Raw genomic sequence first — 22,154 nt, 5'->3', positions numbered from 1 at the left:
AAGGAGGCCGATTGGCCTCCTTTAAAGAATTTTATCATTTTCAGAATAACCGCTTATAGACAAGCAATTATCCTACCAAACTTTCTGTCTTAATTCCTTTTGTAAGCTTTCGAACTTGTAATTCGATCCCCGCCGCATCATATCCACAGATATGCCACAACTCCGCTTGCTCTCCATGTTCAACAATCTCATCAGGGATCCCTAATCTAACGACTTGCGCATGGTAATTATTGTCTACCATGAACTCCAAAATCGCTGAACCTATCCCACCTGGAAGACACCCATCTTCTACCGTGATCACTTTACTATACTTCTTGAATACCTCATGTAACAGCTCTTGATCTAAGGGCTTAGCAAATCGTAAATCATAATGCGCTGGATGAATTCCATCCTCACGTAACTTACGAATCGCCTTGCAAGCTTCATTACCAATGCTTCCAAAACTTAATATGGCAATCTCTTCACCGTCTGCCAACTTGCGCCCCTTTCCAACTGGAATTTCTTTGAATGGTAACTTCCAATCTGGCATAACACCATTTCCTCTTGGATATCGAATGGTGAAAGGTCCCTTGTCTTTTAATTGTGCCGTGTACATCAAATTACGAAGCTCTTCTTCATTCATTGGAGAAGAAACAACCATATTCGGAACACAACGCATATAGGCAATATCATAAGCACCATGGTGTGTTGGTCCATCGGCACCTACCAATCCGGCACGGTCTAAACAGAAAACAACATTTAGATTCTGTAAGGCTACATCATGTATTACCTGATCGTATGCCCTTTGCATAAAAGAAGAATAGATATTACAAAATGGAACCATGCCTTGAGCAGCCAGTCCGGCACTGAATGTAACTGCATGCTGTTCTGCAATACCCACATCAAATGCACGATCAGGCATCGCTTTCATCATGATATTCATCGATGAACCCGAAGGCATTGCAGGGGTAATCCCCATAATCTTGTCATTCGCCTCTGCCAATTCTACCAAGCTATGTCCAAAAACATCTTGGTATTTTGGTGGTTGAGGTTTATCACTTACTGATTTCTTTATTTCTCCGGTTATTTTATCAAACAAACCTGGTGCATGCCATTTCGTCTGATCCTTTTCAGCAAGCGCATACCCCTTACCTTTGACCGTAACAACATGTAATAACTTAGGACCATTGATATGCTTTAAATCCTCAATAGTCTTTACTAATTTATTCACATCGTGACCATCAACCGGACCGAAATATCGAAAGTTTAAGGATTCAAATAGATTAGCATTCTTTAATAAGGTTCCTTTGATGCTCTGTTCAAGCTTTTTAGCCCATCCATAAGCATTTGGTCCCTTTTTGGATATCTTAGCCAGTACAGCTATTAAATCGTCTCTAAAACGATTGTATGACTTCGAAGTGGTAATACTCGTTAGGTATTCTTTCATCGCCCCTACGTTCGGGTCGATGGACATACAGTTGTCATTCAGAATAACCAATAAATTAGATTTTTCAATACCTGCATGGTTCAAGGCCTCGAAGGCCATCCCCCCAGTCAGGGCACCGTCTCCAATAATGGCCACATGTTGACGATCGGTCTCCCCCTTATAAGCGGAAGCAACAGCCATACCTAAGGCTGCTGAAATGGAAGTAGAGGAGTGCCCAACGCCAAAAGCATCGTATTCACTCTCACCACGCTTCGGAAATCCAGAAATACCGCCTATTATACGATTCGTATGAAAGACGTCTCTTCTTCCTGTCAATATTTTATGCCCATATGCTTGGTGTCCTACATCAAATATAATCTGATCATAAGGTGTTTGAAGTGCATAATGCAAGGCAACTGTCAGTTCTACAACACCCAGACTTGCCGCAAAATGCCCACCATTCACAGAAACCATATCTATGATATATTGCCGTAATTCCTTACATACTTCCTCAAGCTCCGATTCCTTTAAGTGCCTTAAATCTTCCGGATACTCAATTTTCTGTAATAGCGGTCCTGCTTCTACCTGCATAACGTGAAAATTTTCAAAATAAGTTACAAAGTAACAATTTATTCTTTTAACTATGGAATATATATACAATTTTATCAAAGCAATTGTTTTGCTTTAATGTCTTATAACTCCATGTAATATCCCTCAAAATCCTTATTTTTGAACCCATCCCATGGATAATACAAACTACGAAATAAAATTAGAACAATTCGAAGGTCCCTTCGATTTATTACTCTTCTTCATCGAAAGAGATGAATTGAATATTCATGATATTCCTATCTCCAAGATTACAGATGATTTCTTAGCCTACATCCAGCACATGCAGTCTTTAAACATAGAACTTGCATCAGAATTCATTTTCGTAGCATCCACACTTATGCGGATTAAAGCCAAAATGCTTCTCCCAAGACCTGATTTGGATGAAAACGAAAATGAAATCGACCTTAAAAAGGAATTAGTTCAAAAATTATTGCTGTATAAACAGTTCAAAGAAGTATGCGAAGAGCTGAAAGTGTTAGAAGAAAACCGTGGAAAATTATATGAACGTGGTAATACAGCCTTTGATTTAAAATTAGCCAATACCAATGTTCGTAGTATAGAAGAGGAGCTTTCTTCCTTTGACTTATATAAGTTAATGTTGGTATATGAGCGTTTAATGTATCATTATACGCATCGGGTTCAAGAGGTAAAACATACCGTAGTGAAATACCCTTATACCATTGAACAGCAAAAGAAAGCTATTGCTGAATTAATAGAAATCAACAATACATTGGACTTTAATGCCTTATCCAAGAATTCGGAAAACAAAGTACAATTTGTTTACAATTTCTTAGCCGTACTTGAAATGCTGCAACAGAAACTATTGGATATTCAAGTAGGTCTGGGCTATAATAATTTCTGGATTGAAAAAAGAGTTTCTTAAGACTTGTTCCTCAATTCCGCTTTAATCTGATCTTTTACTTCTGTACGGTCTTTTAAAGCGCCTAAGCGACTTAACAAATAAGCATATTGATCCTTTGAACCTAGATTTCGAATAGCCTTAATCGCTTCTATTCCCGCTTCTAAAGCAAATACAGACTTGTCTGCGAAGGATGCTATAAATTCATCTATTTCTGCATCTGATTTTACTCCATCCACTAATCCCAGTTCAATTGCTTTCTCCACACCAAAGGCAGATGGATCCATACACAATTGTAAAACCTTCTTTTCGGACATCACACGCAGCATACTTGCCATTACCTGAAATGGAAATATGCCTAAGGAAACCTCAGGAAGTCTAAAATTCACCTCCTTTTTAGCCAAGACGTAGTTACAACCTAGGATATACAGGAATCCACCAGCAATCACATCACCGTCCAAAATAGCTACAGAAGGTTTATTAAACTGATCGAAAACCTCACCTAGAGAAATTGCCTTCGATTCTATTTGCGGATTAATGGTATCTAGGCTAGGATCTTGATAAGTCTTTAAGTCCATTCCAGCACAAAATACAGGTCCATTAGCTTGCAATACCAACAGTTTTACCTCATCATCATCCTGCGCTTGCTGAAGCGCATGAGCAACTTCATTGACTGTAGTAGGGGTAAAGGCATTACGCTTTGCTTCTCTATCCAATGTAAGGTAGAAGGCATGGCCTGCTTTATGTGTAGAAATAAAATTATAATTCATCATTAATCAGTATTTGAAAATCCTGCATCAATTTCGCTGCTTGTTCAAAAGTACCTTTGTTGAAGCGATCAATCAATAATTCCGAAGGAATATTCCCTACCAATTCATCTTTGGCAAATGGACAACCACCATATCCCAGTATTGCGCCTTCAAAACGTCTACATCCAGCCTCAAAAGCCGCATCAATTTTTAATAAGGCAGTTTCAATCTGCGAATGTAAATGTGCACTAAAAGGTATTTCAGGGAACTCTTCAGTCAGATTACGAAACATATTTCGAACATCATCCGGACTCGCCTCAGCAGTGGTGTCTGCAATAGAAAAGTTGCTAACCCCCGCATGTTTTAACTGGTTTATCCAATCCAGCACCAGGTCCATATTCCATTCATCGCCATAAGGATTACCAAATGCCATAGAAATATAGATCACCAATTCTTGCTCACCTTTGGCAGCTAATAGGTCTTGTATGCTACGAACAGTGTCAAAGGCTTGATGTACATTGCTATGGGTATTTTTCATCTGAAAAGTCTCTGAAATAGAAAACGGATAACCCAAATAATCAATTCGAGGTAATTCAGCACCTATTTCTGCACCCTTCAAATTAGCAATAATAGCCAATAACTTGACATCAGAGGGGTTCAATCCCTCCAATACGGCTTTGGTATCACTCATCTGAGGCACTGCCTTTGGTGAAACCAAACTTCCAAAATCAATACAATCAAACAGCTTACTTTCCAATAAGCTGTTGATGTAATTTATTTTTTTATGGGTAGGAATCTGCTGTTTCATGCCTTGTATGGCATCACGCGGACAATCTACCAAACTAATTGATCTATGCTCAAACATCTTTTTTAATTTCTCGAGCAATGACCATACGTTGAATGGAACTTGTTCCTTCACCAATGGTACATAGCTTCGCATCTCTAAAATATTTTTCTGCTGGAAAATCCTTGGTAAATCCATATCCACCTAGGATCTGAACGCCTTCGTTTGATACTTCAACAGCAGTTTCTGAAGCATAAAGCTTCGCCATAGCTCCTTCTTTGGTTACTTTCTTACCATTATCCTTCAAATATCCTGCCTGACGGATCAATAATTCAGAAGCATTGATTTTAGTCGCCATATCAGCTAATGTAAATCCAACTGCTTGAAAATCAAAAATCTTGGTATTAAATTGCTCTCGCTCATTTGCGTATTTTAAAGCACATTCATAAGCACCGCGCGCAATACCTAAGGATAAAGCAGCAATGGAAATACGACCTCCATCTAATAATTTCAACGCTTGAACAAATCCATCACCGATTTCTCCAATCAATTGATCTTTATGAATACGGCAATCTTCAAAGAATAAACTTCCTGTTTCAGATGCACGCATACCTAATTTATCCATTTTAGCACCTGCAGAGAACCCCGGAGTACCTTTTTCCACGATAAAAGCAGAAATTCCTTTTTTATCACCTTTTTCACCAGTACGTGCCATGACAACTGCCACATCACCAGAAATAGCATGAGTAATGAAAGTCTTATCGCCATTCAAAACATAATAGTCACCATCCGCAACAGCAACGGTATTCATACCACCAGCATCCGATCCTGAGCCTGGTTCTGTCAAACCCCAAGCACCGATCCATTCGCCAGAAGCTAATTTAGGTAAGTATTTTTTCTTTTGCTCTTCGTTAGCAAAGCTTAAAATATGATTTGTACATAAAGAATTATGGGCAGCAACCGACAAACCGATTGAACCACAAACCTTGGATATTTCATCCAAAATGGTGATATACTCTTGGTAACTCAATCCTGAACCACCGTATTGCTCAGGAACGATGATACCCATGAAACCATGTTCACCAAGTTTTTTAAATACATCGATAGGGAAAATTTGTGCCTCATCCCATTCCATCACGAAGGGTTTGATATAATTTGTGGCGAAATTTCGTGCACTCTCCTTTACTAATGCTAATTGTTCGTCAGAATCAACGTAATACATAATATTATTTTAGTTAAGTTTATATTTGGGTATAATTTATTTTATACAAATATTATAAAAAACAAATTATATTTTATGATATTTATAATAAATTAACAATATAGACCAGTAAATTTTACACAATAACAAAAAAATGCAACAGCTTCTAGATGAACTTCGAAGAAAACACGAAGACCTGGTTTTAGGTGGCGGATTAGATAAGATCCAAAAACAAAAAGAAAAGGGTAAAATGTCTGCTTGGGAAAGGATAGCCTTTCTTCTGGATGAGGATAAACCTTATTTGGAAATCGGAATATTTGCCGCTGATGGACAATATACGGAGCATGGCGGATGTCCAAATGCTGGTGTCGTCGTGGTAATGGGATATGTAAAGGGGAGATTATGTATCGTCGTATCCAATGATGCCACAGTAAAAGCAGGTGCTTGGTTTCCAATGACTTGTAAGAAAAACTTAAGAGCACAGGAAATAGCGATGGAAAATCACTTACCTATCGTTTATTTGGTGGATTCTGCAGGGGTATACCTACCTATGCAGGATGAGATTTTTCCTGATAAAGAACATTTCGGAAGAATATTTCGTAACAATGCTAAAATATCATCCATGGGCATTCCGCAGATAGCAGCCATTATGGGCTCTTGCGTTGCTGGTGGTGCCTACTTACCCATTATGTCAGATTATGCTTTAATCGTTGAAGGTACAGGATCTGTTTTCTTGGCAGGTTCTTATCTTGTCAAATCTTCAATAGGTGAAGTAATTGATAATGAGACATTAGGGGGAGCTGCTACACATTCAGAAATATCAGGTGTGACTGATAATAAATATCCGAATGACGAGGCTTGTTTAGAAGCCATTCGCAATATCGTCGACAAGTTTGGTGAAAACCCAAAATTTAAATTTTCAAGATCAGAGCCAATAGCACCGGAATATCCTGTAGAAAAAATTTACGAGTATATGCCAGAAGACAGACTGAAACCCTATAACATGCTGGAAATATTGAAGGCAATAGTAGATAAGGACAGTCTGGAGGAATATAAAAAGGATTATGGTAAGACCTTAATCTGTGCTTTAGCTCGTGTTGATGGATGGGCTGTAGGAATTGTTGCCAATCAACGTGAAGTAGTCAAGGCTAAAAAGCCAGGAAACTCCACCGAAATGCAAATGGGTGGTGTCATCTATTCTGATTCGGCGGATAAGGCAGCTCGATTTATCATGAACTGCAATCAACAGAAAATACCTTTGGTATTCTTCCAGGATATCACCGGATTTATGGTAGGTTCCAGATCAGAACATGGTGGAATCATCAAGGATGGCGCTAAGATGGTGAATGCTATGGCCAATTCTGTTGTTCCAAAATTTACTTTTATGATCGGAAATAGCTATGGTGCTGGTAACTATGCCATGTGTGGGAAAGCCTATGACCCTCGGTTAATCTACGCTTGGCCAACAGCGAAAATAGCAGTGATGAGTGGAGCTTCTGCTGGTAAAACATTATTACAAATTCAGGAAGCAGCTCTAAAATCTAAACAAGTTACTCTGACAGAAGAAGAGAAGAATAAACTGCTTAAGGATATCGAAGAAAAGTACAATACTCAATTAAGTCCTTATTATGCTGCATCCAGACTTTGGGTAGATGGTGTGATTGATCCTGCTGAAACCCGAAAAATAATCTCCATGGGAATTGAAGCAGCCACGCATAACCCAAATATTGGAACCTATAATGTTGGGGTGATCCAGGTTTAAACACTAAATTGCATTCAATAAAAACTAAAAAATATACCAATTTTTAAAGGGTTCCACGAGGAACCTTTTTTTATTTCACAGTATTTTACCACAGATATAAACCTATAAATATTTCCTTGCAATGAAGTAGGTATTTGGCAGCAATCAGCCTTCAGTTTGCTTCGTTACTCTAAAGGAATTTCTAGGGATCTGATAAGGATCTTCTTCGGATCTCGTTCGCTTCTAACCGAACGAGATCCGAAGGAGTTCCGAACAAGTTCCGAAGGAGATCCGAATAAGTAGCGAAGAAAACCCTTTTGAGAGATATGAGACGACAGACAAAAGACACCAGATTTTAGACCTATTGTTGGGAAAGAATTTATTGAATTTTTGATAACGGTCGAAGCATGCTTCGACCCTACAGTTATGGTCCTTAGGAACTATAAAATCACGATTGTTTGTAGGGGCGATGCATGCATCGCCCGCCATTCAACTAATTAGAACTATTAGCAGTTAAATAATTCAAATACTTAAAACTTAGAGAATAACAAATTGAATCATTTAGTTATCAATAAAAAGAGCCTAATCCTTTTTATTGACTAGGCTCTTGATAAGATAAAATATGGTGAATCGAGAGCTAGCTTAAGCTATCCTCTAATACTTACTCGATTTTATTCTTCGGATTTGAAGGCGTTCCAACCTTGGGCTTTGATGTCATGTACATTACCCGATTTAGAGATCATTTGATAGCCCGCAGAGGCTTCCGTTATATGTCCGATGACGGATATATCCAATTGACCTTTAACCTTGTCATAATCGTCCTGAGGTATGGTAAATAGAAGTTCATAATCTTCTCCTCCGCTCAGAGCACATACGGTTGGATCTAAGCCAAATTCTCTTGCAGTCTCATAAGTCATTGGGTCAATAGGTATTTTCTCCTCATAGAGCTTACAACCTACGTTAGAAGCCTTACAGATATGCAGTATCTCTGATGCAAGACCATCAGATACATCGATCATAGCATGTGGTTGAATTTCCAATGCGGCTAATAATTCAACAATATCCTTACGAGCTTCGGGTTTCAATTGTCTTTCTACAATATAATCCTTTCCTTCCAGATCTGGCTGTATATTAGGGTTTTCCAAGAAAATCTGTTTTTCTCTTTCCAATAATTGTAGTCCCACATAAGCACCACCTAAATCACCGGAAACACAGATTAAATCACCTTCTTTGGCGGCAGATCGATAAGCAATCTTATCGGTTTCTGCATAGCCAATACTGGTTACAGAAATCACTAAACCTTGTGTTGAAGCTGAAGTATCACCACCGATTAAATCGACGCCGTATTTTTTACAGGCAATCAGTGCACCTTCGTAAATTTCTTCTACAGCTTCCAATGGAAATTTAGAAGATAATCCAATGGAAATGGTCACTTGTGAAGCCATTCCATTCATGGCATAAATATCACTTAAATTGACCTGTATCGCTTTGTAACCTAAGTGTTTTAAAGGTACATAGCGTAGGTCAAAATGTACATTTTCTAGAAGTAAATCAGTGGATATTAATGTTTTATAATTGGAAAAATCCAATACTGCAGCATCATCTCCAATTCCTTTAACCGAACTCTTTTGGGTCAATTCTACCTGTTTTGTTAGATATTCAATTAATCCAAATTCACCCAGTTCATTCAGGTTTGTTTTATCTTTATTATCAAACATATACGATTTTATAAGCATAATTTTGCAGAGATTTCCAACATGCGTTCAATAGGTTTTTGTGCGCGTTGAATAATATCTTCCGAAAGGATAATTTCCGGACTTTCGTAGTAAAGGCAGTTATAAAGTTTTTCTAGGGTATTTAATTTCATGTGCGGACAATCGTTACAAGCACACATGTTATTTGGCGGAGCAGGGATAAAAGTCTTTGCAGGACTTGCTTTTTGCATTTGATGCAAAATTCCTGATTCCGTAGCCACGATAAATGTATCTGCAGGGTCCTCAATGGTAAATTTCAACATACCGGAGGTGGAACCGATGTAGTCTGCTTGCGCTAGGATATGTTCCTCACATTCTGGGTGAGCAATGAATTTAGCATCTGGATGTTCTGCACGAAGTGCATCAATACGTTCTTGAGAGAATATTTCATGAACCATACAAGCACCATTCCATAACACTAAATCCCGACCTGTCTTTTTCTTGACATAATCACCCAAGTTACGATCAGGACCAAAAATAATCTTTTGATCTGCTGGTAGACTTTCCACAATTTGAACCGCATTACTGGAAGTACAAACGATATCCGATAGGGCTTTCAGTTCTGCCGTACAGTTCACATAAGTGATGACCAAATGGTCTGGATACTTTTCTTTGAATTTGGCAAATAGGTGCGGAGGACAGCTGTCAGATAGGGAACAGCCGGCTTTTAAATCCGGAAGTAAGACCTTTTTGCTCGGTGATAAGATCTTGGCTGTTTCGGCCATGAAGTGTACTCCAGCAAAAACAATCACATCAGCATCCGTTTTTGCAGCCTGTTGAGATAAGCCTAAACTATCGCCGATATAATCAGCAAGATCCTGAATTTCAGACTCTTGGTAATAGTGTGCTAGGATTACCGCATTCTTTTCCTTCTTCAGCCTATTGATTTCTTCCACCAAATCAAGGTTAGGATCTATCGCAACATCGATATAGCCCTTCGCTTCCAAGTCATGTTCAAAAGTAGTATTCATCTGGTCTTCGATTATTGATATAATTTGATTGATCGAGAACACAAAAGTAATCAAAGAAAATGAAACGAAATCCACATTCCTTTTTTTCAATAAACAATAATATTATTTATTAAAGAAGATTCTTATTGTTTGTTAGTGTGTTAATAATGGGGATAAATCTAACTGATTTTATTTTTTTTAGTGGATATTATCTGTTTATTCACAAGTTATCCACAGTCTTGAAATAGTTAATGATTGATTTTCAGCACTATTATTTTTTCGCTTTTATTTTTTCCATATTTTAATGTTCATTGAATTTTGTTGGTGAGTTGTTAATATTGTGGTCATTTTCTCTTAATATTTTGGTAATAAATGTGTGGAAATAGATGGGATTGTGAATTATGGACAAGTTTTCAATTTTATTCCACGAGTTATCTACATGTTTTGCACATATTTTGTTAATTTGTTGATTCATTTAATGAAACAAGTTTATTTCAACTTAAACAGAAATTGTGGATAGAAAAGTAGATTTTTTGGTTGTTGGTTCCGGTATTGCTGGATTGAGTTTTGCCTTAAAAGCCGCTAAGGTCGGAAAGGTGCTTATTGTAACGAAAGCTAATGAGGATGAGTCAAATACGAAATATGCTCAGGGTGGTGTTGCCGTTGTCACGGATGAAACCGATAGCTTTGAAAAACATATTGAAGATACATTAATAGCAGGAGATGGTTTGTGTGATACACACGTTGTGGAAAACGTGGTAAAAGAAGGTCCCGCACGTATTGCTGAGTTAATTTCTTATGGAACTTCCTTTGACAGAGAGGATTCCGGTGAATATGATCTTGCACGTGAGGGTGGACATTCTATGCACCGTATCTTACATTATAAGGATATTACTGGTTATGAGATTGAACGTGCTTTATTGGAGCGTATTCATGCAGATCCTAATATTGAAATATTAACACATTATTTTGCCGTTGATCTGATTACTCCACATCATTTGGGAAAACATGTGGATAAACGTTCTGACGATATCACTTGTTATGGCATATATGCCTTTAATACCCTTACGAAGGATGTGGAAAAGATATTATCAAAGGTGACTTTGATGGCAACAGGTGGAGCTGGTCATGTGTATTCTACTACGACCAATCCTACCATCGCTACTGGCGATGGAATTGCTATGGTTTATCGGGCAAAAGGAAAAGTGAGGAATATGGAATTTATTCAATTTCATCCAACAGCATTATATAACCCTAAAGAATATCCTGCATTTCTTATTTCTGAAGCTGTACGGGGTTTTGGTGGAATTTTGAAACGTGTTAATGGGGAATCCTTCATGGAGGAATATGATGAACGCGGTTCTTTAGCTCCTCGGGATATTGTGGCTCGTGCTATCGATGCAGAGATGAAAAAATCCGGATTGGATTATGTTTACTTGGATATTAGACATCGTTCCAAAGCAGATATTTTATCACATTTTCCTAACATTTATGAAAAGTGTATGTCCATTGGTTTGGATATGACCAAGGATCTAATTCCTGTAACACCTGCAGCACATTATTTATGTGGTGGAATAATGGTGGATGAATACGGTGCGACTAGCATTCAAAATTTATATGCCTGTGGAGAATGTTCTTCTACGGGTCTTCATGGTGCTAATCGTTTGGCTTCCAATTCTTTATTAGAAGCAGCAGTTTATGCACATCGTATTTTTGAGGATGCAAGTAAAATGGTTGGTGCAATTGATTTTCAAGATCATATTCCTTCTTGGGATGAGTCCAATACGCAACTAAGTAATGAGGATATCTTGGTAACCCACAATTTACGTGAAACACAAAAATTGATGAGTGATTATGTGGGTATTGTACGTTCTGATTTTCGTTTGGAAAGAGCAATGCGTAGATTGGGTTTATTACATGAAGAGACAGAAGCCTTTTATAAGGGTACAAAATTGTCTGTTAAGTTATGTGAGCTAAGAAATGTAATTCAAGTTGCTTATTTGGTGGTTAAATCGGCTATGCATCGAAAAGAGTCACGAGGCTTGCATTATACTACGGATTATCCACAACATGCTAGCTACTTGGAAGATACTGTTCTTTAAAATATATTTTTAAGCGATTATGGCGACTATATTACCTGTATTAGATAAATACCCTCAAATTGGCGAAGATACCTTTATAGCGCCTAATTGTACCCTTGTTGGAGATGTGCAAATTGGTGCTCATTGTTCCATCTGGTTCAATGCGGTGGTACGTGGAGATGTGAATTATATCAAGGTTGGAGATTATTCCAATATTCAAGATAATGTAACCATTCATGGTACTTATCAGAAAAATGGAACAGATATAGGTAATTATGTCAATATTGGTCATAATGCGATAGTACATGGTTGTGTGATACATGACCATGTATTGATAGGTATGGGAGCTATTGTGATGGATAAAGCGATAATTGAATCGAATGTAATTATTGCTGCTGGAGCTGTGGTATTAGAAAATACGCATTGTGAAGGTGGCTATTTATATGCTGGAGTACCGGCTAAAAAAATTAAGCCGCTCAGCGAGGAGCAGCTTAATTTATTGCAGAAATTACCGCATAATTATGTGTTGTATTCTTCCTGGTTTAAAGAGGGAGAATAATATTTCTTTTATTTGAAATCCACTTCAATGGTTTCATTTTGCTCCCAGTTGGCACGAATGGTAAAGGTTCGATCTAAATACCATAGTCGTTCGGCTTGTTTACCTTTGTAAACATCACCTGGATCCCATTTACCATTTTTATTGGCATCTTCTATTATTCTCAAAGAATACTTACCTCCTGGGAATTTCAAATACGCCAATTGGCGATTTGCCGGCAAAGTTTGGACATTGAAGATATTCTCTTTCTTTTCGTCTATTAATTCAACGATATAGTTCATGGCTGAATCCAAACCTGTAAAATTAAGGTTGATATCGCCATAATTATCTGCTTCATTTAAGGTAAAAGCTAGTTTACTTTCTTTATTGAATTCATCGAATAGTCCCAATATGGCTTTTTCCTGCAATACCAATTCGTAATTTTTATTGGGTCTCCAATTGAATCGTATATGGTACATTTCCTTATCGACAGAATCTTGTTGTAATTGGAAATTTCTTCTGGATACAGAGTCTTCTGTTAGAATAATTTTATTCTTATCCACCGATGCGATAGGGTAGGAGGAGGTTAATTCAATATGTTTCACGCGATCAACTTTATTGCTAATGTTGAATTTTGGAACAATGTTCTTATCTACTTTAATTCCCCTAGCTTTTCGGAATTCAATAGTATCTATTACTTGATTGTTTTCTGATAACTGAAGTTTCACGGAATCATAATCCATTGTTGCAGTATAAACTTTGATAGTATCCGTTGTTGGGTTTAATCTCACAATCTTATTCTGATCCAGATTGCTAGGTTCCATGATTTTAACCGTTGGATTATTTAAACTTCTATTGAAGGTTAATAACATGGCACCATCATTATTGACTTTCTTTTCTAAATTTCTATAAATCAATGGAATACCTTTAGTATATTCTAATTTTATTCCAAATACATTCTGAGTTAGGTTAATACTATCGGATTGAAAGCCTATCCATTCTTCATTAATATTATAGATCTTATCGTTATTTAAATCTTTAATGGCATATACTCGGTAGGTATCCTCTCTTAAGTTTTTAAACTTAAAATTTCCAGATGAATCTACAGCTGTGTAGTAAGAAGCTTTTTTCTTTCCAAAAATGGAATCTTTAGCCGTTGGAATTAATATTGCTATTACTTCTTTATCCTTATTTAAGTCAAATTCTTTTGTATAACCATTCAATACCGATCCTTCAATAGTTAAAGAATCTAATTCAGGTCCGGTTGAGAATACATAAGTATAATTCTGAATTGGATTTCCTTCATTGTAGTCTACCAAACCCTTTCCAAAATTGATGGTATAGGTTGTGTTTTCCTCTAACGAATCAGGAAGTGTAATTATTAAATTCTTCTTTTTTATTTTGGGTTGAATGGAAGTAGCAGCATCTGGCGAAAGATTAAACTCACGTTGCCAACTTGCTAATTTTATATATTCGTCAAAAGTCAAGACGATTTCTTTCGCTTTGAAATTTTTAGTCAGGTTAGCCGGAGATTCATTTAATAATTTTGGAGGAATAGAATCTTTTGGGCCTCCGGTTGGTCTTTGCATGTTCGCACATTGCATAAAACTCAGACTAATCATTAAAATAAAGCCTAAAAACAGTATCTTTTGAATTAAGCCTGTTTTTAGACGATTTGAGGAAATATTATCTTTTTTGGAGTCGTAAGTCATAAAAATTAAAATAATGTCTTAAATCGCTTTATTTTAATACTGTATTTATTTTGTTTATATTATTGATTATCAGTGTGTTAACTCATGTGTACCATTAAAACACTGATATCTGCAGGCGAAACACCAGAAATACGTGAAGCTTGACCTAATGTTCTAGGTTTTACTTTTAATAGTTTCTGACGTGCTTCAATAGATAGTGAAGTTAATGAATTATAATCAAAGTCAGGATTGATTTCTTTGTCTTCCATCTTTTTCATCTTGTTCACAATTTCCATTTCTTTTTCAAAGTAGCTGTCATACTTAACTTTTATTTCAGCCTGTTCAATGGTTTCGGCATCAAATTGAGATAGGTAGTTTGAAAGATTCTCATCTGCTCGACGGATATCTGACATTTCGATTTGTGGTCTACTAAGTATATTGAAAAGTCTAGATTTTTGTGATATTTGACTAGAGCCTTTTTCGTCTAGCACGCGATTCATATTATCTGCTGTGACAGAATTATTTTTTAAGTAGTCTACAATATGATCTGAATTCTTAATCTTATCATTTACGATTTGCAAACGTTCATCGGATACCAACCCTAATTTATGTGCAATAGGGGTAAGGCGGATGTCGGCATTATCTTGTCTTAATAATAATCTATGTTCAGCCCTGGAGGTGAACATACGATATGGTTCTTCAGTACCTTTGGTTACTAGGTCATCGATTAAAACACCTATATAAGATTCTGATCTTTTTAAGATCAATTCATGTTCATCATTTATTCTTTGATGTGCATTGATACCTGCTACGAATCCTTGTGCTGCTGCCTCTTCATATCCTGTAGTACCATTAATTTGTCCTGCAAAGAAAAGGTGTTTCACACTTAAAGTTTCTAAGGTTAAATCCAACTGCATAGGAGGGAAGTAGTCGTATTCGATGGCATATCCCGGTCTGTACATTTTGGCATTTTCAAAACCTGGTATTAATTGCAATGCTTTTAATTGTACATCCTCTGGTAGGGAAGTTGAAAATCCATTTACATAAATTTCAACGGTACGGAATCCTTCAGGTTCTACGAATATTTGATGCCTTTCACGTTCTGCGAAACGGTTGATTTTATCTTCTATGGATGGACAATATCTCGGACCTAATCCTTTGATTCTTCCGGTGAACATAGGAGATTTCTCGAATCCTGTTTTAAGGATTTCATGAACTTCTGGGTTGGTATAGGTAATCCAACAGCAACGTTGTTCTGTTGGGATTTCTACATTAGTATAAGAGAATCTTCCTTTATTTTCATCGCCCCATTGTTCTTCCATGAGGCTATAGTTTAGACTTCTTCCATCCACACGTGGAGGAGTTCCGGTTTTCATACGTCCGGATTCAAATCCAAGTGAAACCAATTGTTCGGTTAATCCAGTTGCTGCTTTTTCTCCTGTACGGCCACCACCGAATTTCTTTTCACCGACGTGGATAATACCATTTAAGAAGGTACCATTGGTTAATACTACGGCATCAGATTCTATTCGGATTCCCATAGAAGTTATAACACCACAAGCTTTATCACCCTCTACAATTACTTCCTTGACGGTATCTTGCCACATATCTAAATTAGGTATGGATTCCAATTGCCAACGCCATTCTTCTGCAAAACGCATACGGTCGTTTTGTGTTCTTGGGCTCCACATGGCTGGACCTTTGGATAGGTTCAACATACGGAATTGTATGGTTGACTTATCAGCAATGATTCCGGTGTATCCACCCATCGCATCGATTTCACGGACGATCTGGCCTTTCGCTACACCACCGATAGCAGGGTTGCAACTCATCTGTGCGATCACACCCATGTTCATGGTGATGAGAAGGACCGAAGATCCTAGGTTTGCTGCTGCCGCTGCTGCTTCACAGCCCGCATGGCCAGCCCCAACTACTATTACATTATACTTTTTAAACATATGGTATTTTCAAAGTTTCACGTGAAACTGTAAGATTGGAGTTTCACGTGGAACGACTGTTGTTCTTGTTATATATATTCTGCTAATTCCATCCAACGCTCAGTCTTGTTGTCGAGGGATGATTTTGTTTTTTCAATTTCTTCAGCGATCTTCTGTAGCTCGACATGGTCGTTGCTACTGGAGAGCTCGCCAGTCAGTTGGCTGATCTGCTCTTCAAGATCGGCTATTTCTTTTTCTAAACTTTCAAATTCTCTTTGCTCTTTGTAGCTTAGCTTTTGCTTGTTGTCTTTTTCTTTAACCTGTACCTTTTCTTGCTTCCTCTCTTCTTTCTTTTCTGCAGCATCTAACTCTAATTGTTCTTGCTTGAAGTCTGCATAGTTTCCATTGTAGATGACTACTTCTCCATTACCTTTGAATACGAACAATTGTTCGGTAAGTTTATCAATGAGATAACGGTCGTGGGATACCAAGAGCAAGATGCCTGGATATTCTTCAAGAAATTCCTCCAATACATTTAAGGTGTCGATATCCAGATCATTCGAAGGCTCATCTAATATTAAGAAGTTTGGATTGGCCATAAGGACACGCATCAACTGCAAGCGCTTCTTTTCTCCTCCACTAAGTTTGGATACAAATCCAAATTGCTTCTCTGGTGGAAATAAGAATTTGGTCAATAGCTGCGAAGCGGTAATAACTTCTCCGTTCTTCATCTCTATGAAATCGGCTACATTTTTTACAATGTCTAATACGCGCTCGTCTGCAGAAAAGCTTAAACCTTCTTGTTTGTAGTATCCGTATTTGGTAGTCTCTCCAACCGATAATATTCCTGAAGTAGGGGAGAGCTGACTGGTAATTAAATTTAAAAAGGTAGTCTTTCCACTTCCGTTCTTTCCAGCTAATCCAATGCGATCACCCTTCTTAAAAACATAGGAGAAATCCGATATGATCTTCTTATCAGGAACCTCAAAGGAGACATGTTCCAACTCCAATATTTTATTACCCTGACGGGAAACTTTAACCGACAGTTCAACATTATCTTTCTTTCTAGGACCTTTAGATTTCTCCTCCAGATCATAGAAAGATTCTATTCTTGCCTTGGCTTTAGTACCTCTTGCCTGTGGTTGACGACGCATCCAGTCAAGCTCCTTACGCCATAGATTCCTTGCCTTGTCTGCTGCTAATATTTCATTAGCTTCACGCTCGGCTTTTTTCTCTAAGAAGTATGCGTAGTTACCTTTGTAGTTATAGACTTGCCCCTTATCTAATTCTCGTATTTCCGTACAGATATTGTCTAGGAAGTAACGGTCGTGGGATACTAATAGGACTGTCTTTTGACCAGTGGATAATAGTTTTTCTAACCATTCAATAGTTTCAATATCCAAATGGTTGGTCGGCTCATCCAGTATATAGATATCTGGTTCGTCGATTAAGAGCTTGGCTAATGCAAGGCGCTTTTTTTGTCCTCCACTAAGAGAATCGATACGTTGGTTGAAGTTTGATATCTGAAAACGATTTAAGATCGTTTTGATATTATTTTCATATTCCCAAGCATTTAGATTGGTCAGTCTTTCGGTTACATCTAAGAATTTTTTAGATGTAACATCTTGGTTTTCAATTAATTGTTCATATTCTTTAATGAGCTGTTGTTGCTCATTATCCAAACTGAAAATGAAGTCGTTAATAGTTGCCAGATTAGAAAAATCTGGATCTTGATGAAGGTATCCTATTTGAAGTCCTTTCTCTTTGACCACTCGGCCCTTGGTAGGTTCGATTAATCCGGCAAGGATTTTCAATAGGGTAGACTTACCTGTCCCGTTAATACCGACCAAGGCTACTCGGTCACCTTTCTGTAAGGCAAAATGTAAATCGTTGAATAACCATCTATCGTTAAAGGAATGGCTGACTTGTTCTGTGCTTAAAATACTCACGCTGATGTCTTGACGTAATAATCCAAGCACAAAATTATTAAATATTTGTTAGTACTGATATGTTTTAATTGAAAAGTCTACAGAGGACTGACGGAAGCTCCTATTTAATTAAGTCTGTAGGAGGCAACCAGATTGAATCTTGGGATGTGCACATGGAAGATGGAGTTGTCCAATTCTCGAATCATTTCATAGTATCCTTCCATGAAACCAAGTTCACTTTTGAGGTTACAGCCTGAGACATACTGGTGTGATTCACCAGGTGCTAATATAGGTTGCTCACCTACAACACCATCTCCATCCACCTGCTTATTGATGCCGATAGAATCAAATATATTCCAATGTCTTCTCAACAATTGCACTGTATATTCACTTACATTTTCAATAGTAATCCGATAGGCAAACATGAAATGTTCATTCTCTGGATTGGAATATTCAGATTGATATGTTGCTTCGACTGAAATCTTTACTCCTGATGTGATTTGTGTCGTCATTGTAGTCAAATATATTAATTAAGCTGTTTCGTACAAATATATTCCATGGACTATACAGTTAAAATACGGTTTTTATACAAAAAAATTACATAACCCACTGAAATTAAGTTATTATGAAATTATTAAGTTCATTTTAATTTTATAGTTAAATGTAATATTTCCATAAAAATTGGTTGGAATAGCCTAATATGGAAAATGAGATATTCTATAAAATTGCCTAGGTTTGTAACATGGAAAAAGGCTCCTTATATTTAATTCCAGTTCCTTTGGCGGAGGATGCAGCGAAAGCATCTTACACTTATTTACATCAAGATGTTATAAATAGTATTCAGGAATATGTGGTAGAGAATGAGAAAACCGCTAGGAAATTCTTAAAAGAAGCTGGATTAAAGTGTCCGCAAAGTGAGTTAATCATTCATGATTATGGAAAGCATCAACGGGAGAAAGTAGATTACCAGAAACTCTTTGCTTCTGCTCTTCAGGGGAAAGATTTAGGTTTGATGTCTGAGGCTGGTTGTCCCGCTATTGCCGATCCTGGATCAGAGGTCGTTGCTGAGGCGCATAAGCGAGGAATCCGTGTTATTCCAATGGTTGGCCCTAATTCTATATTATTAAGCCTAATGGCATCTGGTTTCAATGGACAGCAATTTAGTTTCTATGGCTATTTGCCAATCGATAAGGGAGCCAGAACAAAGAAAGTAAAAGAACTTGAGCAACAAAGCCAAAGAGAAAAGGCCACCCAGATATTCATTGAAACACCATTTCGAAATAATCAACTGCTGACTGATCTATTAAAATCCTGTAAACCTCAAACCCAACTTTGTATTGCCTGTAATATTACGGGATCAGATGAATACATCGCAACCAAAACCTTGGCAAAATGGAAGGATGAGAAAATTGATCTGCATAAGAAGCCATGTATATTTTTACTTTATGCAGGCTAAACTGTATTTTTATAAGGAATGTTATATTGCTGATTAAATTGTTCTTTAAAAAGACATTTTTATAGTGATAAACTATATCAAAGATTAAATCATAATTGCTAAATACTAAAGTTTAAACAAATCAGAATGCCGGAAACACTTTCTCCAGAGTTCGTACAAGAATTATATCGATTTCTTATTTTTATTGCTATTGTTGTGATGATTGTATGGGCTTTATTTGCTAATACCATCCGTTTAACCCTAAATTTAATTAAGGAAGAAAATCGCTTTTTATTACCATACCAAGCATGGTTTCTAGTTGTACCTCTTTTTAATATTTATTGGAATTTTGAAGTTGCCAGAAGACTATCATTTTCCTTGAATAATGAATTTTATGATCGCAAGATTGAGGTAGAGGAGAATCCTGGATATAGGGCTGGGATGATTTATTCATTTGCTTTTCTAGCTTATTATATTCCTTTTCCAGACTTTTTTAAAATTCTGACTTTTATCGTCTGCGTGGTTTATTTTATATCGTATTGGTATAAGATCAACTCCTATCGGGAACTGATAATTGAACATAATAAGTGGCTGGAAAGTCAAGACCAAAAACAGGACAAACATGAAAATTAAGGATATCATTCAATATTTAGAGGAGATTGCCCCATCGAATTACCAGGAGAGTTATGATAATTCTGGATTGATCGTAGGGGATGCCAATCGGGAGGTTAAGCAGGCCTTGATTTCGTTAGATTGTACGGAGGAAGTGGTAGATGAGGCAATCCGCAAAGGATGTGACCTAATCATCTCCCATCACCCCATTGTATTTTCTGGGATGAAGCGTTTCAATGGAAAGAATTACGTGGAACGTACGGTTATCAAAGCCATCAAGCATGATATCGCTTTATATGCCATTCATACCAACCTGGATAATGTATTGGGTGGGGTGAGCAGTAAAATGGCGGATATATTGGGTTTAGAGAATCAAGCTATTTTACGACCTAAGAAAGGTTTGCTAAAGAAGCTGGTTGTCTATGTACCTAGAGCCAATGTGGAAGAAGTTCGTTCAGCGCTATTTGAAGCAGGAGCAGGTGCTATTGGTGATTATGATCAATGCAGTTACAATACAGCGGGATATGGTACTTTCAGACCATTGGATGGTGCCAATCCAACGATTGGTGAAGTAGGAAGTCAAGAACGCGTCGAAGAGACAAAAATTGAAGTGATCTTTCCTGCTCAATTGGAAAGAAAGATCATAGTTGCCATGTTATCGGCACATCCTTATGAGGAGGTTGCATATCATATCGTTAGTCTGGATAATAACATTTCATATGTAGGTTCTGGCGCTATTGGAAACTTAAAAGAGCCGATGCCTGCCGAAATGTTCTTGAGATTATTAAAAGAAAAATTCAACTTGCAAGTTATTCGTCACACGGATTTATTGGGTAAAAACATATCCAGAGTTGCCCTATGTGGAGGTGCTGGAGGGTTCTTATTAGGGGATGCCAAGCGTTCTGGAGCAGATATCTTCATTACGGCAGACTATAAATACCATGAGTTTTTCGATGCTGAGGGCGAGATAATTATTGCGGATATTGGACATTTTGAGAGTGAACAATTTACGCAAGAATTATTGTTAGATATAATTACGAAAAAATTTGCTAACTTTGCTGTCCTATTGACGGAAATAGACACAAATCCAATAAAATACTACAGTTAATGGAACAAACCGTAGAACAAAAACTAAAAGCTTTATGGGCATGGCAGTCTGTGGAGACTCAGATCGACAAGATTCGCCAAGTGCGTGGTGAGTTACCTATTGAGGTAGCAGACCTAGAGGATGAGATCGCAGGTTTAGATACGCGCATAGAAAAGATTCGCAATGAGTTGGACGAATTGGAAGACTCTATTGTGAAACGTAAGAACATGATTAAGGATTCGCAAACTGCAATCAAGAAATACGAAGCACAACTTAACGAAGTAAAGAATAATCGTGAATATGATGCAATTTCTAAGGAAATTGAAATTCAGGGATTAGAGATACAAGTATGTGAGAAACGTATTCGTGAAGCGGAGTTTGAGATCAAGAACAAAACTGAATCTTACGATGCAACAGTAAAGAACGTTGAATTCAGCAAAGGCGAGTTAGATGGTAAAAAACAAGAGTTAGAAACCATCACTTCAGAAACTCAAATCGAAGAAGATCAATTGTTAAAATCAGTTGCAGATGCTGAAAAACAAATCGAAGATCGTTTATTGAAGGTGATCAAGAAATTACGTAAATCATTCCGCAACGGATTGGCAGTAGTTTCTATTGAGCGTGATAGCTGTTCAGGATGTCACAACAAGATTCCACCTCAATTACAATCAGAAATCCGCCAACGCAAGAAAATCATTATCTGCGAACACTGCGGACGTATTTTAGTAGATGAAGAAATTGCTAACGAAGAAGCATAAACATTAAAAAGGCTGCAAATCGCAGCCTTTTTTATTTC

Annotated in this window: 18 protein-coding genes; 8 read left to right on the top strand and 10 right to left on the bottom strand. The window is 37.3% G+C overall.

Annotation, left to right across the window (positions count from 1 at the left end; genetic code table 11):
* Positions 1-67: 67 nt before the first annotated feature.
* Positions 68-1,996 (bottom strand): 1-deoxy-D-xylulose-5-phosphate synthase, encoded by a 1,929-nt coding sequence (gene dxs, locus ABD676_RS13545; protein WP_344675256.1) that lies wholly within the window; start codon positions 1,994-1,996, stop codon positions 68-70.
* A 151-nt stretch (positions 1,997-2,147) separates the two neighbouring features.
* Between dxs and ABD676_RS13540 the strand changes: the two genes are divergently transcribed.
* Positions 2,148-2,897, top strand: coding sequence for a segregation and condensation protein A (locus ABD676_RS13540; RefSeq protein WP_344675255.1), 750 nt, complete (start codon positions 2,148-2,150; stop codon positions 2,895-2,897).
* Here ABD676_RS13540 and ABD676_RS13535 read toward each other — a convergent pair.
* Genes ABD676_RS13535 through ABD676_RS13525 form a run of 3 tightly spaced genes read right to left on the bottom strand, consistent with a single transcriptional unit; the run spans position 2,894 to position 5,628 of the window.
* The gene (locus ABD676_RS13535; RefSeq protein ID WP_344675254.1) at positions 2,894-3,646 is read right to left on the bottom strand and encodes an enoyl-CoA hydratase-related protein; all 753 of its coding nucleotides are present in this window, start codon (positions 3,644-3,646) and stop codon (positions 2,894-2,896) included. The genes ABD676_RS13540 and ABD676_RS13535 overlap by 4 nt on opposite strands.
* The gene (locus tag ABD676_RS13530; RefSeq protein ID WP_344675253.1) at positions 3,633-4,487 is read right to left on the bottom strand and encodes a beta/alpha barrel domain-containing protein; all 855 of its coding nucleotides are present in this window, start codon (positions 4,485-4,487) and stop codon (positions 3,633-3,635) included. The genes ABD676_RS13535 and ABD676_RS13530 overlap by 14 nt, the downstream gene beginning before the upstream one ends.
* On the bottom strand, positions 4,480-5,628 hold the full coding sequence (locus ABD676_RS13525; protein WP_344675252.1) for an acyl-CoA dehydrogenase family protein: 1,149 nt from the start codon (positions 5,626-5,628) through the stop codon (positions 4,480-4,482). The genes ABD676_RS13530 and ABD676_RS13525 overlap by 8 nt, the downstream gene beginning before the upstream one ends.
* Positions 5,629-5,761: 133 nt before the next feature.
* Here ABD676_RS13525 and ABD676_RS13520 point away from each other — a divergent pair, with 133 nt between their 5' ends.
* On the top strand, positions 5,762-7,369 hold the full coding sequence (locus ABD676_RS13520) for an acyl-CoA carboxylase subunit beta (RefSeq protein WP_344675251.1): 1,608 nt from the start codon (positions 5,762-5,764) through the stop codon (positions 7,367-7,369).
* Positions 7,370-8,019: 650 nt separating this feature from the next.
* Here ABD676_RS13520 and thiL read toward each other — a convergent pair.
* Both thiL and nadA read right to left on the bottom strand, forming a co-directional pair.
* On the bottom strand, positions 8,020-9,066 hold the full coding sequence (gene thiL / locus ABD676_RS13515; RefSeq protein WP_344675250.1) for a thiamine-phosphate kinase: 1,047 nt from the start codon (positions 9,064-9,066) through the stop codon (positions 8,020-8,022).
* Positions 9,067-9,074: 8 nt separating this feature from the next.
* Positions 9,075-10,073: a quinolinate synthase NadA gene (gene nadA, locus ABD676_RS13510; RefSeq protein ID WP_344675249.1), complete on the bottom strand. Its 999-nt coding sequence runs from the start codon at positions 10,071-10,073 to the stop codon at positions 9,075-9,077.
* Between the two features lie 488 nt (positions 10,074-10,561).
* Here nadA and nadB point away from each other — a divergent pair, with 488 nt between their 5' ends.
* Positions 10,562-12,154, top strand: a complete 1,593-nt coding sequence (gene nadB / locus ABD676_RS13505; protein ID WP_344675498.1) for an L-aspartate oxidase — start codon at positions 10,562-10,564, stop codon at positions 12,152-12,154.
* A gap of 19 nt (positions 12,155-12,173) precedes the next feature.
* A complete protein-coding gene (locus tag ABD676_RS13500) occupies positions 12,174-12,692 on the top strand; it encodes a gamma carbonic anhydrase family protein (protein WP_344675248.1) in 519 nt (172 codons plus the stop codon).
* 8 nt (positions 12,693-12,700) lie between these two features.
* On the opposite strand, the gene ABD676_RS13495 is transcribed toward ABD676_RS13500, so the two are convergent.
* The 4 genes from ABD676_RS13495 to apaG all read right to left on the bottom strand — a co-directional run bounded on the left by ABD676_RS13495 (position 12,701) and on the right by apaG (position 18,736).
* Positions 12,701-14,290, bottom strand: coding sequence for an Ig-like domain-containing domain (locus tag ABD676_RS13495; protein ID WP_344675247.1), 1,590 nt, complete (start codon positions 14,288-14,290; stop codon positions 12,701-12,703).
* A 167-nt stretch (positions 14,291-14,457) separates the two neighbouring features.
* A complete protein-coding gene (gene mnmG, locus ABD676_RS13490) occupies positions 14,458-16,317 on the bottom strand; it encodes a tRNA uridine-5-carboxymethylaminomethyl(34) synthesis enzyme MnmG (RefSeq protein WP_344675246.1) in 1,860 nt (619 codons plus the stop codon).
* Between the two features lie 68 nt (positions 16,318-16,385).
* On the bottom strand, positions 16,386-18,245 hold the full coding sequence (locus ABD676_RS13485; RefSeq protein WP_344675245.1) for an ABC-F family ATP-binding cassette domain-containing protein: 1,860 nt from the start codon (positions 18,243-18,245) through the stop codon (positions 16,386-16,388).
* Between the two features lie 104 nt (positions 18,246-18,349).
* The gene (apaG, locus tag ABD676_RS13480; RefSeq protein WP_344675244.1) at positions 18,350-18,736 is read right to left on the bottom strand and encodes a Co2+/Mg2+ efflux protein ApaG; all 387 of its coding nucleotides are present in this window, start codon (positions 18,734-18,736) and stop codon (positions 18,350-18,352) included.
* 230 nt (positions 18,737-18,966) lie between these two features.
* Here apaG and ABD676_RS13475 point away from each other — a divergent pair, with 230 nt between their 5' ends.
* From ABD676_RS13475 to ABD676_RS13460, 4 genes are all read left to right on the top strand, one after another.
* A complete protein-coding gene (locus ABD676_RS13475) occupies positions 18,967-19,680 on the top strand; it encodes an SAM-dependent methyltransferase (RefSeq protein ID WP_344675243.1) in 714 nt (237 codons plus the stop codon).
* Between the two features lie 126 nt (positions 19,681-19,806).
* Entirely contained in the window at positions 19,807-20,292 is a 486-nt protein-coding gene (locus ABD676_RS13470) for a hypothetical protein (protein ID WP_344675242.1), read from the top strand.
* Entirely contained in the window at positions 20,282-21,379 is a 1,098-nt protein-coding gene (locus ABD676_RS13465) for a Nif3-like dinuclear metal center hexameric protein (protein WP_344675240.1), read from the top strand. Before ABD676_RS13470 ends, ABD676_RS13465 begins: the two co-directional genes overlap by 11 nt.
* Positions 21,379-22,116, top strand: coding sequence for a zinc ribbon domain-containing protein (locus tag ABD676_RS13460; RefSeq protein ID WP_344675238.1), 738 nt, complete (start codon positions 21,379-21,381; stop codon positions 22,114-22,116). The genes ABD676_RS13465 and ABD676_RS13460 overlap by 1 nt, the downstream gene beginning before the upstream one ends.
* Positions 22,117-22,154 lie beyond the last annotated feature (38 nt).

The sequence above is a fragment of the Sphingobacterium kyonggiense genome (assembly GCF_039536825.1).
Lineage (GTDB): Bacteria > Bacteroidota > Bacteroidia > Sphingobacteriales > Sphingobacteriaceae > Sphingobacterium > Sphingobacterium kyonggiense.
The sequence above is the reverse complement of the archived record's forward strand: the minus strand, read 5'-3'. Positions and strand labels throughout refer to the sequence as shown.

Coding starts and splice junctions, on each gene's coding strand:
- dxs (WP_344675256.1), bottom strand. CDS start 1,996: ATGCAGGTAGAAGCAGGACCGCTATTACAGAAAATTGAGTATCCGGAA.
- ABD676_RS13540 (WP_344675255.1), top strand. CDS start 2,148: ATGGATAATACAAACTACGAAATAAAATTAGAACAATTCGAAGGTCCC.
- ABD676_RS13535 (WP_344675254.1), bottom strand. CDS start 3,646: ATGATGAATTATAATTTTATTTCTACACATAAAGCAGGCCATGCCTTC.
- ABD676_RS13530 (WP_344675253.1), bottom strand. CDS start 4,487: ATGTTTGAGCATAGATCAATTAGTTTGGTAGATTGTCCGCGTGATGCC.
- ABD676_RS13525 (WP_344675252.1), bottom strand. CDS start 5,628: ATGTATTACGTTGATTCTGACGAACAATTAGCATTAGTAAAGGAGAGT.
- ABD676_RS13520 (WP_344675251.1), top strand. CDS start 5,762: ATGCAACAGCTTCTAGATGAACTTCGAAGAAAACACGAAGACCTGGTT.
- thiL (WP_344675250.1), bottom strand. CDS start 9,066: ATGTTTGATAATAAAGATAAAACAAACCTGAATGAACTGGGTGAATTT.
- nadA (WP_344675249.1), bottom strand. CDS start 10,073: ATGAATACTACTTTTGAACATGACTTGGAAGCGAAGGGCTATATCGAT.
- ABD676_RS13500 (WP_344675248.1), top strand. CDS start 12,174: ATGGCGACTATATTACCTGTATTAGATAAATACCCTCAAATTGGCGAA.
- ABD676_RS13495 (WP_344675247.1), bottom strand. CDS start 14,290: ATGATTAGTCTGAGTTTTATGCAATGTGCGAACATGCAAAGACCAACC.
- mnmG (WP_344675246.1), bottom strand. CDS start 16,317: ATGTTTAAAAAGTATAATGTAATAGTAGTTGGGGCTGGCCATGCGGGC.
- apaG (WP_344675244.1), bottom strand. CDS start 18,736: ATGACGACACAAATCACATCAGGAGTAAAGATTTCAGTCGAAGCAACA.
- ABD676_RS13475 (WP_344675243.1), top strand. CDS start 18,967: ATGGAAAAAGGCTCCTTATATTTAATTCCAGTTCCTTTGGCGGAGGAT.
- ABD676_RS13470 (WP_344675242.1), top strand. CDS start 19,807: ATGCCGGAAACACTTTCTCCAGAGTTCGTACAAGAATTATATCGATTT.
- ABD676_RS13465 (WP_344675240.1), top strand. CDS start 20,282: ATGAAAATTAAGGATATCATTCAATATTTAGAGGAGATTGCCCCATCG.
- ABD676_RS13460 (WP_344675238.1), top strand. CDS start 21,379: ATGGAACAAACCGTAGAACAAAAACTAAAAGCTTTATGGGCATGGCAG.